The organism is Candidatus Clostridium radicumherbarum, from assembly GCF_045310525.1.
Classification (GTDB): Bacteria; Bacillota; Clostridia; order Clostridiales; family Clostridiaceae; genus Clostridium_AT; species Clostridium_AT radicumherbarum.
The window spans coordinates 1,947,477-1,963,039 of sequence record NZ_JBJHZY010000001.1; the positions used below are offsets into that span (position 1 = coordinate 1,947,477).

A 15,563-nucleotide genomic window follows, 5' to 3' on the forward strand; every position below is an offset into this window, starting at 1 on the left:
GCATCCCCAAAAGATGAGTTTGCCCTTATAATTAAAAGTTCTTTGCAGTTTTATTTGCTTCTTCTTTTGCTTTTTCTACGATAGCATTAACGTCTACTCCAATAATATCTAAGCCTTCTGCAGCTATAGTAGTAAAATCAGTAATTCCAAAGAACCCGAATATAGTTCTTAAATATCTGTCGCCCATTTCAAATGCAGCTGCTGGTCCTTCCGCATAGCTGCCGCCTCTAGCTACTATATGCACGGCTTTTTTACCAGCACATAAGCCTACTGGGCCATTTGCAGTATATTTAAAAGTAATTCCTGCAACACATACATAATCTATATAAGCCTTTAATATTGCTGGAATACTTAAATTCCAAAAAGGTGATGCTATTATATATTTATCTGCTTCTAAAAATTGATAAGCATATTTAAGTACAGGATTATCTTTTCCTTCACCAGGTTTTGGTGCATGAAGTTCCATTAGCTTATCTTGTGGTAAAAAATCAATACCTTCCTTATAAAGGTCTAAAGTTATGATTTCATCCTGTGGATTATTTTTCTTATATTCTTCCACGAAACTTTCTGAAATCTTATAAGTTCTTGAAGCCTCATCTGTTTTTGCATTAGCTTTGATGTAAAGTACTTTGCTCATAATAATTATCCCTCCATATTCTTTTGTGCTCTAAACTACCCTTATTTTGTCTAGAAAACATACTAATTATTAGTATGTTACTATAATAACAACATGATACTTTATTCACAAGAAGGCACTTTTTTTATACATAGTATACAAAAATATACCATGTATGTAGAATAGTTTTTACAATTTCTCTTATAATATGATAATTTTCTATAAGTATATGTTATAATATATTTTGTGTATTTATTTTTAGTTAGCAGCTAACCTTTTTCTAGTTATGTAATAATTCTATTAAGCAGGTGAAAAGATTGATAAATAAAATGCTGTGCAAAGAGCCTCTACACGAGGAATGTTATATGAAGGATCAATGTCTTAAATATGAAATATGTCCTATGGTATTAGTGCAGGATTTGCTTTCTGGCAAATGGAAAATATTAATATTATGGTACTTAAGCCGCAAAAGCTTAAGATTTAGTGATATAAAAAAAAGGCTGCCTAATGCTACACAAAAAATGCTTACAATGCAGCTTAGAAGTTTAGAAGAGGACAAGCTTATATATAGAAAAGTATATCCTGTAGTTCCACCTAAAGTAGAATACGGCTTAACTGAAGTAGGTAAAAGGATTTTACCTATACTTGAGATGATGCATTCCTTTGGCAGCGGCTATTTGAATGATGGATTGCTTAAGGAAAATATTTTAAATAAAGATATTTCTGTTTAAAAAATAAGTAAAGAGGATTAATTTATCCTCTTTACTTATAATCAGTATATATTTCTTTAAATTTTTCAGCATTAAATTTTTTCCTGCATTTTCTGCAAATATTCTGGATACTTGTCTCGTTAAGCTTATTAGTACTAAATTCTACTTCTTCTTTTGTAGCATAATATTCACCGCAGCTTTCGCACTTTATAAGCTGAAATTCCTTTCCCCAAATCCTTCTCCTGCCATCATCTTCAATTATATTTATAGCTTTTGTTGGACATACATAAGCACAGGCACCGCAGCCAATACATACTAAAGAAGGTTCATCATAGGGTGTGGAAATTTTTTTTGTAACACCCCTATTAACTGCAGATATAGCACTTGTACCCAATTTTTCACAGGCCTTTACACACAGTCCGCATAAGATGCACTGCTCAATATTATCTGTACTAAACCTAGTTAAGTCCTTGATATCAAACTCTTCTCTTAGTTTACTAACAGTTTCATTATTAGGAACCCGAGCTGATAAGAGCCTGATGATGGTCTTTCTCATATTCATAATCCTTTTAGAATTTGTAACAACTGTTATTTCTTTCGTGATTGGATATATGCAGGAAGTTACAACCTTCCTATAACCTTTATCGATTACTTCAACTATACATAGCCTGCAGCTTCCCTCCCCTGGAAGTGCCTCACTGTGACATAGGGTAGGTATGTATATGTTATTTCTTTTTGCCACTTGTAATAAGTACTCACCATAAGAAGCTTCACATACTTTATCATCAATTAAAACTCTCATGCTTCCACCCCTATTTAACCTTTACAGCATCAAAATTACAGGTATTTATACAGCTGCCGCATTTACTGCATTTATTTATATCAATTAAATGTACTTTCTTTACTTCTCCAGAAATAGCCTCTGTGGGACAGTTCATCTTGCATAAACCGCAGCCTCTGCACATATCAGCATCAATGTAAAAAGTAGTTAATTCTTTACATACCCCTGCTCTGCACCTTTTATTTAATATATGTTCCATATATTCCTCTAGAAAATATTTCAAAGTTGATACTACAGGATTTGGTGCACTCTTTCCAAGGCCACACAAGGATGCCTCGCTTACTGTTTCTGCTATTTCCTTTAATGCTTCAAGATCCTCTTCTCTTCCTCTGCCTTCGCATATATCATCAATAATTTCCAACATTCTCTTTATCCCTTCTCTGCAGGGAACACATTTACCACAGGATTCTTCAGATAAGAAATTCAAATAATATCTTGCTACATCCACCATACATGTTCTATCATCTAATACAATCATTCCTCCAGACCCCATCATAGAATCAGCTTCTGATAGGGAATCATAATCTACGCTTAAATCTAAAAATTCTTCAGGAATGCATCCCCCTGAGGGACCTCCTATTTGTACTCCTTTAAACTTTCTATCTCCAATAATTCCACCGCCAATATCATAAATAAGTTCTCTAAGGCTTGTACCCATTGGCACTTCCACAAGTCCTGTATTTTTAACCTTACCAACTAGTGAGAACACCTTAGTTCCTTTGCTTTTATTTGTTCCAATAGCATTAAACCAATCACTGCCATTTTCAATTATCACAGGAACATTAGCCCAGGTTTCCACATTATTTAAAACTGTAGGCTGACCCCATAAGCCCTTTTCTACAGAATGAATATATTTAGCTCTCGGTTCTCCGGTGCTTCCTTCAATAGAGGCCATAAGAGCAGTAGATTCCCCGCACACAAAGGCTCCACCACCTCTTACAATTTGAATGTCAAAATTAAAACCACTGCCAAGTATATTCTCACCTAAATACCCATTTTCTCTTGCTTCAATAAGAGCCTTTGACATATTCTTTATTGCAAGGGAGTATTCATCTCTAATATATGCAAAGCCTCCTTTTGCACTAATAGTATAGGCACAAATTATCATTCCTTCTATTACGCTATGAGGATCCCCTTCCATAATACTTCTATCCATAAATGCCCCAGGATCTCCCTCATCTCCATTACAAACTACGTATTTAGGAAAACTCTCAATGCTATCACATTGTTTCCACTTAGTCCCTGTTGGAAAGCCTGCTCCACCTCTTCCTCTTAATCCTGACTCTGAAATTTCTGTAATGATATCCTTTCTAGACATTTGAAATATAGCCTTATTAAGAGCCAAATAGCCCTTATTTCTTTTATAATCTTCAATATTTAAAGGATCAATTTCTCCAATATTTCTTAAGGCTATTTTCATCTGTCTTTTGTAAAATTCACTTTCCTTATGGGATTTCACCTTTCTTTTTAAAGTCGGTTCATAATATAAAAGCCTATTAATAACTTCTCCCTTTAATATTGTCTTCCTAACTATTTCTTCCGCATCAGAAGCTTTTACCTTAAAGTAGGAAATACCATCAGGCTCTATTTTTACAACAGGTCCTTTTTCACATAGCCCATTACAGCCTGTTGCCTTTACAATAGTTTTTACACTTATTTCTATATTTAAATCTTCAATATTTTTAACTATTTCATTAAAAACTTCCATGCTGCCATTTGCAAGACAACCTGTACCGCAGCAAACATAAACTACTCTTTCATCATTCATTTTCTTCACCTTCATACTGCTTGAGAATTTCTTTTATTGCACTTGTGCTTACCTTTCCATAATATTTATCATTAATAACCATTACAGGTGCTATTGCACATGATCCAAGGCAATTTACTGTCTGCAAGGTAAATATTCCATCTTCTGTAGTTTCTCCTGGCTTTATATGTAAGTAATTTTGAATTTCATCTATTAATACTGAAGAAGACCTAACATGACAAGCAGTTCCATCACATACAGTTATAATATTCTTGCCTTTTGGTGAAAGGCTTAAGGCTTTATAAAAGGTAGCCATGCTGTATAATTTACTAATTGGCGTATTTAAGTATAGGGATAAAGCTATTAAAGCTTCTTTAGGAATGTACTTAAAATTTCTTTGAATATCCTGAAGTATAGCTAAAGTATATCTCTTTTCCTTTGGATATTTTTCCATTATATCATTAAAGCTAAGAGTACTCATTTAAATTCACTTCTTTCAATTTATTTAACCACCTGCTACCACAGGAAAAATCGATATTTCATCATTATCCATAAGTTTTGTTTTAAGCCCGTCAAGATGAACTATATGTCTTCCATTTACCATAATTATTATTTCATTACTTAGATTTTCCCCATCAAAGATAGCTTTTTTTAGTTTTTCTCCAAAAGTATTACATAGCTCATATAAAAGCTCCTCTAAGGTTTCATAATTTTCAATATCTAAAGACTTAGTATTAGTATAATCACGTAAATAGGCAAAGAATTTCACCTTCATAACCTGCCCCCAAACTTAAAATTCTAGGGAAACAATTTAATAAACTTAACTTATAGAGGATAAATGCCTTGGCTTATGACAATTATTTTCTATTAATTAAATGTACTCATTGTTTCCCTAAGAAATTAATATATTTTATTATTTAAATAATACTTAGTTCTTTTAACTTTTCTTCAGTTGGCTCACTATCTTCCTTCCAGCCTCTTACCTTATAGTATTCACTAAGCATTTCGTCTAACCTTACAACTAACCCCTTACCTGGTCCGTCCTTAAGTGGTTCCGTAAGCAGTCTTGGCGGCAGAGTATCATCAGCTTTAGTAAAGCCTGCCTTTAAGTTAAATACCTTTTCAAGGTTCCATATTCTTTCTCCAATCCTTAATACCTCTTCATCAGTGTAATTAACTCCTACTGCTGTTCTTATCATTTCAGAAATTTCAGGCAGTCCTAGAGCAAAGGTTGTAAATAAGCAAATACCTGCAGAATCTACAACGGCAGTTAAGTCTTGGAAAATTTTAAGCCACTGTGCCTTATCATCTATTACAAGTGGATCCAGCTTTTGTGGAATCCCAAGTATTTCAGGAGAAGTCATATATCCTCTAACATGGCAGCCGCCGCGGTTAGAAGTAGCATATTCAAGGCCCATTCCCTGTACTCCACGTCCATCGTAGGCAGGCATTTCCTGCTTCTTAACTGACATGGATAGTTCAGGATGACCATATTCTTCAGCTAGTCTATAGGAGCCCTTAGCTAATTTGTCACCAAAACCGTCTCTTACAGCAGTCATCTTAGTAAACTCTACTAGGCCTTCAGCATCTCCAAACCTTAAATCTCTACCTAATTCCTCTTTATTAACCATTCCATTTTCATATAGCTCCATAGCACAGGCAATGGTTGAACCTAAGGTTATCGGATCTAAACCATATTCATTACATATAAAATTTGCCTTACAAATAGCAGCCAAATCCTTTACTCCACAGTCAGCCCCAAAAGACCAGCCTGCTTCATATTCAGGGCCCTCGCCCATTCCTTTAAATTTGCCCTCGGAAATCTTAGTAACTCTTCCACAGCCTATTGAGCAGGCAAAACATCCCTTATTCTTTACTAAATATTTGTCAGATAGTGCTTCTCCGCTTGTATCTTCAGCATTTTCAAATATTCCACCATCTCTCCAGTTTCTTGTTGGTAGTGCTCCTGATTGATTTAAGATGTTTACTAATATTTGAGTCCCATAGGCTGTAAGTCCAGTACCTGTTACAGGATTTGCTCTAAGCTTATTTCTTGCATCTAAACTGGAAGCCATAAATCCTTTTGGATTTGCAACCTCTACATTTCCAGTGCCCTTAACTACTACTGCCTTTAAATTCTTAAAGCCCATTACTGCACCTAGGCCGGATCTTCCTGCAGCTCTATGCTTGTCATTCATAATGGTAGCATATAATACACCTTTTTCTCCTGCAGGACCTATGCAGGCAACTCTGGCGCCAGTATTCGTCTCATTAAGAATCTCATCTGTAGTTTCAAAAACTGTCTTTCCCCACAAATGCATAGCATTTCTTAATTCAACTTTGTCATTATTTATATATAAGTAAACTGGATTTTCTGACCTGCCTTCAAATATGATTCCATCATACCCTGCAAACTTAAGCTCTGGTCCAAAGTGCCCACCGGAGTTTGATGCTCCTATTGTTCCTGTAAGTGGAGCCTTAGTTACAACTTCATATCTTCCTGCTGAAGAAGCAAGGGTACCAGTTAATGGACCAGTTAAAAATATTAGTTTATTCTCATCGCTAAGTGGTTCTACCGTTGGATCCACTTCATCCATAAATATTTTTGTCCCTAGGCCTCTAGCACCTAAATATAGCTTTGCATCCTCAAAATTTAATGCCTCTTCTTTTATGGAGCCATTTGAAAGGTTAACTCTTAGTAATTTACCTAACCATCCGTACATTAATTATTCACCTCCTGAAATAATTGCATAAACTTATCTGCAACTAATTTTTTCTTATTAAGCTCAGTAGGTGTAGCTTCTTTAAATTGTATTGTACCGGAAGGGCATAACTGCGCGCATAGTGGTGATCCATTGCAAAGATCACACTTCACCATAGTCTTTTCTTCAGAATTAAAGCTCATGTTTCCAAATGGACATGCACTTATACACAGCTTGCAGCCAATACACTTATTCTTATCTACTAGTACTGTTCTATTTTCATCCTTATAAATTGCCCCTACTGTGCAGACCTTCATACAGGCAGGGTCTTCGCACTGCATACACATAATAGGTACGGAAATTGCAGCCTCATCATATTGAAATACTGTTACAGCTGCCTTTTGAGGATTAAAGGTATTAGTTTTCTTAAATGAGCAGGCCATTTCACAGGTTCTACATCCAGTACATTTTTCTGGTGAAATAATTAAAACTTTCCCCATTTTTATTCTGATATCCATTTAAATAGATATCAGCGCCACCTCCTTTTATTAATATTAATAAATATAAAAAGAGCTCATGTTAATAAAGCACTAGTTTAATAAAAACTAATCCTTACAACATGAACTCCTTCGCACACTGGCAGGTATGAAAATTACTCTTCATGCCCTATCGTCTCTGGGGCCTTTTTTCTAGGTCCTTTGAGAACGGAGTCTATAAATATAAATATTTCCCTAATAATTTATATGTAATAAAACTCCAATTATGTCTTTATGAGTATTTCTACATTTATTGCTAAATTCCTGCATATTTAATAAATTTTAATTAACCTCCAACTTGAAACATCATTCTTTTACTTTTGCTTTCTTTATCCTTTTCTAGATGGTGTTCCTCTGGCTTCTCAAAGATTGATTCTTTAAGTTTAGTTATTAGTTTTAAATCATCACCTGTATAATTTTTAATATCAATTTCTTCTTCTGAATGAAGACAAGGCTTAATTGTTCCTGACGCGGTTAATCTTATTCTGTTACAGCTGCTGCAAAATTTACAACTTAAGGGACTAATGAATCCTATAGTTCCCTTAGCATTTTTAAGCTTATATAATCTTGCAACACTATTACTCATATCCTTTATCTCATAAAGCTCAGAATAGCTTTTTATAATCTCATCGCTTTTTACCATAGAGGTATTTAAATTTACTGCTTCCCCTATTGGCATTAACTCAATAAATCTAATGCTCACTGGCAGTTCTCTTGTTAATTCGATGAAACTCTTGATCTCATCATCATTTATTCCTTTCATTAAAACAGTATTAATCTTTAAAGGTGCTAGTCCTATTTTTAAGCATTTATCTATAGCTGAAAATATTTTGTTAAGATCTCCTCCCCTTGTAATATATTTATATTTTTCTTTATTTAAGGAGTCAAGACTTATATTAGCTCTTGTTAAGCCTGCCCTTTTTAAATCCCCTGCCATATCATCTAAAAGTATTCCGTTAGTAGTAATGGCTATTTCCTTAATGCCATTTATCATAGAAGTTTTATTTATTAAATCAACTATTCCTTTTCTTACAAGAGGCTCTCCGCCAGTATATCTTACCTTTCTTATGCCAAGAGCTCCAGCTGCTTTTACTATTTTATATATTTCTTCAAAGCTTATTATATCCTTGTGTTCTTTTTTATCTACACCATTTTCAGGCATGCAGTATATACATCTTAGGTTACATCTATCAGTTATAGATACTCTCATATAGTCTATGTTTCTTCCATACTTGTCCTGCATAAAATCAATCCCCTACAGTTTAAATCATTATATATTAAGTATAGCCTTAACAAGTTTGTGCTTTGGATTATTAAATATGTCTTCTTTCTTGCCTATTTCAATTACTTTTCCTCTATCCATGAAAATAACTTCATCAGCGATTCTTTTTGCTTGATAAATATCATGAGTTATAACAACAACAGTTCTTTGTTCCTTTGCCATATTTTTTATAAGTTCTTCAGCCTTAAGAGTACTCTCAATATCCATACTGGAGGTTGGTTCATCAAAAATTGTAAGATCAGTTTCAAGAATGGCCGTTCTTAACAGACAAACCTTTTCCTGTTCACCTCCTGAAAGCTTCTTACTATTTTTATTTAATAACTCTTCAATATTAAATATGGCTAAATATCTAGCTAATCTCCTTTTTATTTCCTCATCTTTATATTTTCTAAACTTCAGCCCACAAATAATATTTGATAAAACTGAACCAGTAAAAAGGTAACTTGATTGAAGCATTATAGAAATATCGCTTCTAACTTTCTCTAAATTTAAATCATTATATTTTATAGTACCAGAACTTAAGTTCCTAAGACCTGCAATAGATTCCATTAAAGTAGTTTTCCCACTGCCATTTAGCCCAATTACAGCATAGATTTTTTCATTCTCTAAATTTAAATTATCAATATTAAGCACTACATTATTATTATATTTTTTAACTGCTTTATGTATAAATACCTTCATTAACTATCACTTCCTTGCAGCTTATGCAATATAAAATTAATTACAAATGAAATTAAAAGTAAAATTATTCCAATAATAATTGCATTGTTAAAGTTCCCTTTTCCTGTTTCAAGTGCAATATAGGTAGTCATTACCCTAGTATAGCCTTTAATATTGCCGCCTACCATCATAACGGCTCCCACTTCAGATATTGCCCTTCCAAAGCCAGCTGTTACAGCAGTTAAAATTTGAACTTTGCTTTCTTTAAATATAGCAATTAATATGTCCTTATCAGATGCGCCGAGGGACAAGCAATTTCTTTTTATTTCACTTCCAGTTTTAGCTATTGACGATAATACTAATCCAAATATTATAGGAAATATTAGCAGAGTTTGAGCAATTATCATGGCAGTTGGTGTAAAAAGCAGTCTTAAGTTGCCTAAAGGACCGCTTCTTGATAATAACAAATATGTAACTAAGCCCATTAATACAGGAGGTAAGCTCATTAGAGTATTTGTAATTCTTATTAATATTTTTTTGAATCTAAATTCCATTATGGCTGCAGGAATTCCAAGTAAAATTCCTAATAAGGAGGCAATTAAAGTTGATGATATAGAAACAAACAGGGACATAGTAATTATGCCCCTTAATTCCACCAAGTTGCTAAAAATATCCATTATGTCTTATCCTCTAATTTGCATCTGGAATAAATAAGGACTGATTAAATTTCGCCTTACCAAAGTCAGCTATTAGCTTCTGTGCTTTATCAGAGATAATCCAGTTAACAAATTCCATTCCTTCTTTTTCCTTTATATTGTGATTTTTAGGATTTGGTATCATAACTCCATACTGATTTAATAAATCCTTGCTTTTTTCTGTTACAATTTCAAGATTTAGCTTATCCTTCATTGAAAGATAAGTTGCCCTATCAGTTAAGGTATAAGCCTGCTTCTCATTAGCCATTTGTAAAACCTCTCCCATTCCTTTTCCTGCAGATAAATACCAACTGCCTTTAGGCTCTATATTTAAAGTTTTCCATACAGCTAATTCTTTTGTATTTGTCCCTGAGTTGTCTCCTCTTGAAATAAAGACAGCCTTTGTATCACTAATATTTTTAAAAGCCTTAGCTGCATCATTTGATGCATCCTTTTTAAGGCCTGCTGGATCAGCTTTAGGTCCTACGATTATAAAATCATTGTACATTACATCATGTCTGTTTATTCCATAACCGTCCTTAACAAATTGAAGTTCCTGAGCCTTTGCATGAACTAATAGACAATCTGCATCTCCATTTTTCCCCATGGCAAGTGCTTCCCCTGTGCCCTTTGCAACAACATTTACTTTTATACCAGTGTCCTTCTCAAAATAAGGAAGCAGATAGTCAAGTAAACCTGAGTCCTGTGTACTTGTTGTAGTGGATAAAATCATACTTCTAGATGTTTTAGCAGTATCAGTTGTGCTGCCAGCAGTTTGAGTTGTCTTTGGAGTACAACCTGCAAATGATAGGCAAATAATTGAGGCAAGTATTGGTGTTAAAAACCTCTTCATTAATAAAACTCCCTTCATATATTTTTATATGAAAGAAGAATGTAAATACATTCTCCTTTTCAAAAGTGGAAGGCAAAAACGTTTCCATCTTTACCCTAACGGTCATTAGCCCATAGAATTTCCTTAGGTTTAATGACTCGGAGAAATTTTTTCTTTATTTCTAGTATTCGATATTTATTGAATTATTCCTGCATAAAAAATTATTATTTTCCAAATTATAGTATGTTAAAATTTAAACACTTACACTATTTTCTATGTATATGCTTAGATAAAATACTCAAAATAAAAGTATAAGGAGGTGTTATTTTGAGTAATAGACCATTAGTTCCTGAAGCAAAGGAGAAACTTGATAAAATGAAAAATGAGTATGCAACTGAAATTGGAATAAAATATAATGATGGTTATAAAGGTGATAGAAGTTCAAAATTAAATGGAGCTACAGGCGGCCCAGTTGGCGGTCTTATGACAAAAAAAATGGTAGAGGCTTTTGAGAAAAAGCTAATTGATAAGTAAATTAAATTATTAAAGCTTGTCATAAAATTTTATTAGTATGAAAAAAAAACTGTAATATATTAAACATGCTGCATGAGCTCAGCGTTTAAAAGCAGTTTCAAACTTAAGAAAAGCCACAAGGCCATGTGTTTTCGCAAATTCATTTTACTTAAGACGAACAACACTAAGGTTTTGTGGCTATTTTTATATATTTATATATTTATACTCTTTGACTTAAGGCACTCTTTAAATCCTCTTCTGGAGTACTTATAGGAGTTAAATTAAAGGTATCCACTAAATACTGGAGAACATTTGGTGATAAAAATGCAGGTAAACTTGGTCCTAAATACATACCCTTGACTCCTAATGATAAAAGCGCCAGTAAATCAGCTACAGCCTTTTGCTCATACCAGGAAAGCACTATTGTAAGTGGTAAGTGATTAACGTCTGTTTCGAAGGCATCTGCAAGTGATGTAGCAATTTTAACTGCAGAATAAACATCATTACATTGTCCTACGTCTAATAACCTTGGTAGGCCTGCTACTGTACCAAAATCCAACTTATTAAATCTATATTTACCGCAAGCTAAGGTTAAAATTATACAGTCATTTGGAACCATCTTAGCAAAATCAGTATAGTAGTTTCTTCCAGGTTTTGCTCCATCACAACCGCCTATTACAAAGAAATGTCTAAGCTGTCCACCCTTAACTGCATTTACAATGGCGCCTGCATTTGATAAGGTTGCTTCATGTCCAAAACCTACTAATATTTCCTTAGTCTCCTCATCTTCCTTAAAGCCGCCTAATTCTAAGGCCTTATTAATTATTTCACTAAAATCCTTAGTACCATCCTCAGAAACACCTATGTATTTTACTCCGTCCCAACCAACAACACTTGTTGTAAATATTCTATCTTTATAGGTCTCTCTCGGTCTCATTAAGCAATTTGTAGTCATTAGAATACAACCTGGAATATCATCAAATTCCTTTTGTTGATTTTGCCAAGCAGAACCAAAGTTTCCTACTAGATGGGGATATTTTTTAAGTTCTGGATAACCATGAGATGGCAGCATTTCACCATGAGTATAGATGTTAATTCCTTTGCCTTCAGTTTGCTGAAGGAGCATTTCTAAATCTCTTAAGTCATGACCAGATACTATAATGAAAGGACCTTTTTTAATATTAACATTAACTTTTTGAGGTGATGGATTCTTGTATCTTGTAGTATTTGCCTCATCTAAGGTCTGCATTACCTGAACACTCATATCTCCCACTCTCATAGTCATACGTATCATTTCATCTAATGATAAATTATCATTGGTAGTTGATTCAAGTGCTATAAAGTAAAATTGATCTACTTGATCGTTATTATAGCCAATAAACCTTGCCTGATGTCCATAAGCACTAATACCCTTTAACCCATATATCACAGTCATTCTTAAAGATCTAATATCTGCATCAAGAGTTTGATCATACATAATTCCTGCCTTCACTGAATCTTTAAGCATTTCTTCCTTAGTATCACTTAAATTATAAGTTGCTGCCTCTGCATATTGTCCCTCAGGAGCTAAGCTCCTAATTTTTTCTTTTAATTTTTGTGATTCTCTTAATAATTTTACATGAACCTCAGCATCAAAATTAACATTTGTAAGTGTTGTAAATAGTCCATTCTCTACAAATTTCACTATTTCTTTATCAATTAGCTTTCCTTGATCAATTAAAGGCTTTGCGTAGCAGGATATTCCCTTTAACTGATATATTAATAAATCCTGCAGATTTGCAACTTCAGGTGTTTTACCGCAAACTCCACTTTTTGTGCAGCCCTTTCCTCCCATGGTTTGTTCACATTGATAACAAAACATTGAATTTTCCATTTAAACCACTCCTTAGATAAATAAATTTTACGGGCATAGTATATCCATTACTTAGCAAAATTATATTTAATTATAAACATATCACAATATTCATCATATTCAAATTGTTTGATATTTTTGTTAAAGTTTTATTTTATTGATGCATAAATTGACAATAATTAATTTACTTTTATTTTTTTTAAATTAGTTTTATAATGAAGTTAATTATTATTTCCCATATAAAACATAAATTACCTTTATTTATATGGAGGTGCCGTCTTGTATAATAATATAGTTTTGGATCACTTTTCAGACCCTAGAAATCTTGGCGAAATTACAAATGCAGATGGAGTGGGCCATGTTGGAAATCCTATTGATGGAGATTACATAACAATTTATATCAAAGTTAACAATGGTCTTTTGACTGACGTGAAATTTAAAACCTTTGGATGTGGAGCAGCAATCGCTGCTAGTAGTATGGTAACAGTATTGGCTAAAAATAAAACCATTGAAGAGGCGTTAAAAATAACTAATGAAGAAGTAGCAAAAGCTTTAGGAGGATTACCCAAAGAAAAAATAAAATGCTCCAACATAGCTGCTGATGCCCTTTATGATGCAATTAATCAGTACAAAGGCTTAGTGGGGTGATTTTGTGATATTAGAAAAAGAACAAATTAGCCGGTACTTACGACATATAATTATGCCAGAAATAAGTGGCCAAGGTCAAAAAATATTATTAGAATCTAAAGTAATCATATATGGTGAAAATGTTAAGGATGTATCACCACTGATTTATTATTTGGCTGCCTCCGGAGTTGGTCATATTGTATGCTATTTTGAGGATGATAATGAATATGAGACTTTATTTTATAATATTAAGGATTTAAATAAAGATATTTCAATTGTGCAAATTGATAAAAATGACTTGCTTGAAAATAATGATATGTTTTATTCAAATCTTATTAGGATTTTCTTAGGAAGTATTAAATTTATAAATGCCATTATTAATATGATTAATTTTAAAAATGCAAGAAAATTCATACCTACAATAATAACTTTAATAAATGATTGGAAAGGTACGTTACAAACATTTGACAATTTTGATAAATTTAACGACTTTGTAAATATTATAACAAATAAATACACTAGTATAGAGCCAAAATACAATGAATTTGGTGCTCAAAATTCCATTGGAAAAATAATTTCAACTTCAATAATGGGTGCTCTCTGCTCAATTGAAATTATTAAAGAATGCTTGAATTTTAAAAAAACTAATACAAGTTTACTATATTTTGATGTTTTTTCAATGGAATTTAGTAAAGCTGAGCAAAATTACGCATATTCAATTATAGACAACCTACTATGCAATAATTATAATGACCTAGTCTCTATGGATAATACTGAGGAAAAATTGTCTGAACACAAAATATTAGTTGTTGGCACAGGTGGACTTGGCTCTCCTGCTGCATTAGCTTTATTAATGGCGGGAATTGGTACAATAGGTCTTGTTGATTACGATAAAGTAGAAATCAGTAATCTTAACAGGCAAATACTCCATTCTACCTCACGCATTGGAATACCTAAAGTTGATTCTGCCAAGGCATTTTTAAAGAATATTAACCCTAATACTAATATTATTACTTACAGCGTTGAATTAAATAAGGATAATGCCATGAAAATAATTAATACTTATGATATTGTGATTGACGGCGTTGATAATTTACCTACTCGATATCTATTAAATGATACCTGTTTTTTTATGAAAAAGCCTATGCTTGAGGCAGGTGTGCTTAGATTTAGTGGACTTAATACCACCATTATTCCTGAAGATGGTCATTGTTTCAGATGTGCTTTTCCAAATATGTCTATGCTAGACAGCACTCCTTCATGCAGCGAATCAGGAGTTTTAGGACCAGTACCTGGGGTTATGGGTTTTATAGAGGCCGCTGAAGCAATAAAGTTAATTATAGGAAAAGGAAAGGTTCTTAAAAATGAACTTCTTTACTTTGATGCCTTTGACTTAGAGTTTACCCTTGTGGAAATAAATAAAAACCCCCTCTGCCCTTTATGCGGTAATCAGCCAAAGATTGCAGAACTTCAAGAATATAAAATTATCTGTGAAAAAAAGAAGAACTGAAATTATCTAGTTCTTCTTTTTTTCCATCCCATTTTAAATTAGCTATAATATTTTTTATTTATAGTTAAAATATTGACAATCAAATCACTATATCATAATATATAAATATAGTGATTTAATAAATCAGAAAGTGAGTAATTATATGGATAAGAATTTTGAAAAATATAACGAAATAGCAGAAATGCTAAAAGTATTGGCTCATCCGGTAAGACTCTGTATTGTAAGGGGTTTATTGGAGAATGGTGAGTGTAATGTTTCCTATATGCAATCTTGTTTGGAGACTCCTCAATCTACCATATCTCAGCATCTTCAGAGATTAAGAGCTTCAGGAATTGTAGAAGGAAGAAGAAATGGACTTGAGATCTATTATAAAATCTCGAATCCCAAAATTGCTAATTTGATTATTGAACTAATTAAAGAAAATGAATAATTAAGTAATT

At 33.0% G+C, this 15,563-nt stretch carries 17 protein-coding genes and 1 riboswitch; of the genes, 5 read left to right on the forward strand and 12 right to left on the reverse strand.

Annotation, left to right across the window (positions count from 1 at the left end):
- Nucleotides 1–31: 31 nt before the first annotated feature.
- Nucleotides 32–637 (reverse strand): FMN-dependent NADH-azoreductase, encoded by a 606-nt coding sequence (locus ACJDUH_RS09425; RefSeq protein WP_406764901.1) that lies wholly within the window; start codon nt 635–637, stop codon nt 32–34.
- A 344-nt stretch (nt 638–981) separates the two neighbouring features.
- Between ACJDUH_RS09425 and ACJDUH_RS09430 the strand changes: the two genes are divergently transcribed.
- Nucleotides 982–1,347, forward strand: coding sequence for a winged helix-turn-helix transcriptional regulator (locus ACJDUH_RS09430; RefSeq protein WP_406764902.1), 366 nt, complete (start codon nt 982–984; stop codon nt 1,345–1,347).
- A 31-nt stretch (nt 1,348–1,378) separates the two neighbouring features.
- Here the strand turns inward: ACJDUH_RS09430 and ACJDUH_RS09435 are convergent, their stop codons facing one another.
- The 10 genes from ACJDUH_RS09435 to ACJDUH_RS09480 all read right to left on the reverse strand — a co-directional run bounded on the left by ACJDUH_RS09435 (nt 1,379) and on the right by ACJDUH_RS09480 (nt 10,642).
- Entirely contained in the window at nt 1,379–2,128 is a 750-nt protein-coding gene (locus tag ACJDUH_RS09435) for a 4Fe-4S dicluster domain-containing protein (protein ID WP_406764903.1), read from the reverse strand.
- Between the two features lie 10 nt (nt 2,129–2,138).
- Nucleotides 2,139–3,935 (reverse strand): NADH-ubiquinone oxidoreductase-F iron-sulfur binding region domain-containing protein, encoded by a 1,797-nt coding sequence (locus ACJDUH_RS09440; protein ID WP_406764904.1) that lies wholly within the window; start codon nt 3,933–3,935, stop codon nt 2,139–2,141.
- Nucleotides 3,928–4,395: an NADH-quinone oxidoreductase subunit NuoE family protein gene (locus ACJDUH_RS09445; RefSeq protein ID WP_406764905.1), complete on the reverse strand. Its 468-nt coding sequence runs from the start codon at nt 4,393–4,395 to the stop codon at nt 3,928–3,930. Before ACJDUH_RS09445 ends, ACJDUH_RS09440 begins: the two co-directional genes overlap by 8 nt.
- A 24-nt stretch (nt 4,396–4,419) precedes the next feature.
- Nucleotides 4,420–4,689, reverse strand: a complete 270-nt coding sequence (locus tag ACJDUH_RS09450; protein WP_406764906.1) for a ubiquitin-like small modifier protein 1 — start codon at nt 4,687–4,689, stop codon at nt 4,420–4,422.
- Between the two features lie 142 nt (nt 4,690–4,831).
- On the reverse strand, nt 4,832–6,637 hold the full coding sequence (locus ACJDUH_RS09455; RefSeq protein ID WP_406764907.1) for an aldehyde ferredoxin oxidoreductase family protein: 1,806 nt from the start codon (nt 6,635–6,637) through the stop codon (nt 4,832–4,834).
- Nucleotides 6,637–7,116 carry a 4Fe-4S dicluster domain-containing protein gene (locus ACJDUH_RS09460; RefSeq protein ID WP_406764908.1) on the reverse strand — a complete coding sequence of 160 codons (480 nt, stop codon included), beginning with the start codon at nt 7,114–7,116 and terminating at the stop codon, nt 6,637–6,639. Before ACJDUH_RS09460 ends, ACJDUH_RS09455 begins: the two co-directional genes overlap by 1 nt.
- A 322-nt stretch (nt 7,117–7,438) precedes the next feature.
- Nucleotides 7,439–8,395, reverse strand: coding sequence for a GTP 3',8-cyclase MoaA (gene moaA, locus ACJDUH_RS09465; protein ID WP_406764909.1), 957 nt, complete (start codon nt 8,393–8,395; stop codon nt 7,439–7,441).
- Nucleotides 8,396–8,422: 27 nt separating this feature from the next.
- Nucleotides 8,423–9,115, reverse strand: a complete 693-nt coding sequence (locus ACJDUH_RS09470) for an energy-coupling factor ABC transporter ATP-binding protein (RefSeq protein WP_406764910.1) — start codon at nt 9,113–9,115, stop codon at nt 8,423–8,425.
- Entirely contained in the window at nt 9,115–9,771 is a 657-nt protein-coding gene (locus ACJDUH_RS09475; protein ID WP_406764911.1) for an ABC transporter permease, read from the reverse strand. Before ACJDUH_RS09475 ends, ACJDUH_RS09470 begins: the two co-directional genes overlap by 1 nt.
- A gap of 13 nt (nt 9,772–9,784) precedes the next feature.
- Complete coding sequence (locus ACJDUH_RS09480; RefSeq protein ID WP_406764912.1) at nt 9,785–10,642, reverse strand: ABC transporter substrate-binding protein; 858 nt, start codon at nt 10,640–10,642, stop codon at nt 9,785–9,787.
- 36 nt (nt 10,643–10,678) lie between these two features.
- A riboswitch (molybdenum cofactor riboswitch) is annotated at nt 10,679–10,797 on the reverse strand.
- Between the two features lie 151 nt (nt 10,798–10,948).
- Between ACJDUH_RS09480 and ACJDUH_RS09485 the strand changes: the two genes are divergently transcribed.
- Entirely contained in the window at nt 10,949–11,155 is a 207-nt protein-coding gene (locus ACJDUH_RS09485; RefSeq protein ID WP_406764913.1) for an alpha/beta-type small acid-soluble spore protein, read from the forward strand.
- A gap of 199 nt (nt 11,156–11,354) precedes the next feature.
- Here the strand turns inward: ACJDUH_RS09485 and hcp are convergent, their stop codons facing one another.
- A complete protein-coding gene (hcp, locus tag ACJDUH_RS09490; RefSeq protein WP_406764914.1) occupies nt 11,355–13,007 on the reverse strand; it encodes a hydroxylamine reductase in 1,653 nt (550 codons plus the stop codon).
- A 258-nt stretch (nt 13,008–13,265) separates the two neighbouring features.
- Here hcp and ACJDUH_RS09495 point away from each other — a divergent pair, with 258 nt between their 5' ends.
- From ACJDUH_RS09495 to ACJDUH_RS09505, 3 genes are all read left to right on the forward strand, one after another.
- A complete protein-coding gene (locus ACJDUH_RS09495; protein WP_406764915.1) occupies nt 13,266–13,634 on the forward strand; it encodes an iron-sulfur cluster assembly scaffold protein in 369 nt (122 codons plus the stop codon).
- Nucleotides 13,635–13,686: 52 nt separating this feature from the next.
- Nucleotides 13,687–15,123: a HesA/MoeB/ThiF family protein gene (locus ACJDUH_RS09500; RefSeq protein ID WP_406764916.1), complete on the forward strand. Its 1,437-nt coding sequence runs from the start codon at nt 13,687–13,689 to the stop codon at nt 15,121–15,123.
- A gap of 142 nt (nt 15,124–15,265) precedes the next feature.
- Complete coding sequence (locus tag ACJDUH_RS09505; protein WP_406764917.1) at nt 15,266–15,553, forward strand: ArsR/SmtB family transcription factor; 288 nt, start codon at nt 15,266–15,268, stop codon at nt 15,551–15,553.
- Nucleotides 15,554–15,563: the final 10 nt, after the last annotated feature.

Coding starts and splice junctions, on each gene's coding strand:
- ACJDUH_RS09440 (WP_406764904.1), bottom strand. CDS start 3,935: ATGAATGATGAAAGAGTAGTTTATGTTTGCTGCGGTACAGGTTGTCTT.
- ACJDUH_RS09435 (WP_406764903.1), bottom strand. CDS start 2,128: ATGAGAGTTTTAATTGATGATAAAGTATGTGAAGCTTCTTATGGTGAG.
- hcp (WP_406764914.1), bottom strand. CDS start 13,007: ATGGAAAATTCAATGTTTTGTTATCAATGTGAACAAACCATGGGAGGA.
- ACJDUH_RS09460 (WP_406764908.1), bottom strand. CDS start 7,116: ATGGGGAAAGTTTTAATTATTTCACCAGAAAAATGTACTGGATGTAGA.
- ACJDUH_RS09505 (WP_406764917.1), top strand. CDS start 15,266: ATGGATAAGAATTTTGAAAAATATAACGAAATAGCAGAAATGCTAAAA.
- ACJDUH_RS09475 (WP_406764911.1), bottom strand. CDS start 9,771: ATGGATATTTTTAGCAACTTGGTGGAATTAAGGGGCATAATTACTATG.
- moaA (WP_406764909.1), bottom strand. CDS start 8,395: ATGCAGGACAAGTATGGAAGAAACATAGACTATATGAGAGTATCTATA.
- ACJDUH_RS09425 (WP_406764901.1), bottom strand. CDS start 637: ATGAGCAAAGTACTTTACATCAAAGCTAATGCAAAAACAGATGAGGCT.
- ACJDUH_RS09480 (WP_406764912.1), bottom strand. CDS start 10,642: ATGAAGAGGTTTTTAACACCAATACTTGCCTCAATTATTTGCCTATCA.
- ACJDUH_RS09450 (WP_406764906.1), bottom strand. CDS start 4,689: ATGAAGGTGAAATTCTTTGCCTATTTACGTGATTATACTAATACTAAG.
- ACJDUH_RS09470 (WP_406764910.1), bottom strand. CDS start 9,115: ATGAAGGTATTTATACATAAAGCAGTTAAAAAATATAATAATAATGTA.
- ACJDUH_RS09445 (WP_406764905.1), bottom strand. CDS start 4,395: ATGAGTACTCTTAGCTTTAATGATATAATGGAAAAATATCCAAAGGAA.
- ACJDUH_RS09500 (WP_406764916.1), top strand. CDS start 13,687: ATGCCAGAAATAAGTGGCCAAGGTCAAAAAATATTATTAGAATCTAAA.
- ACJDUH_RS09455 (WP_406764907.1), bottom strand. CDS start 6,637: ATGTACGGATGGTTAGGTAAATTACTAAGAGTTAACCTTTCAAATGGC.
- ACJDUH_RS09430 (WP_406764902.1), top strand. CDS start 982: ATGAAGGATCAATGTCTTAAATATGAAATATGTCCTATGGTATTAGTG.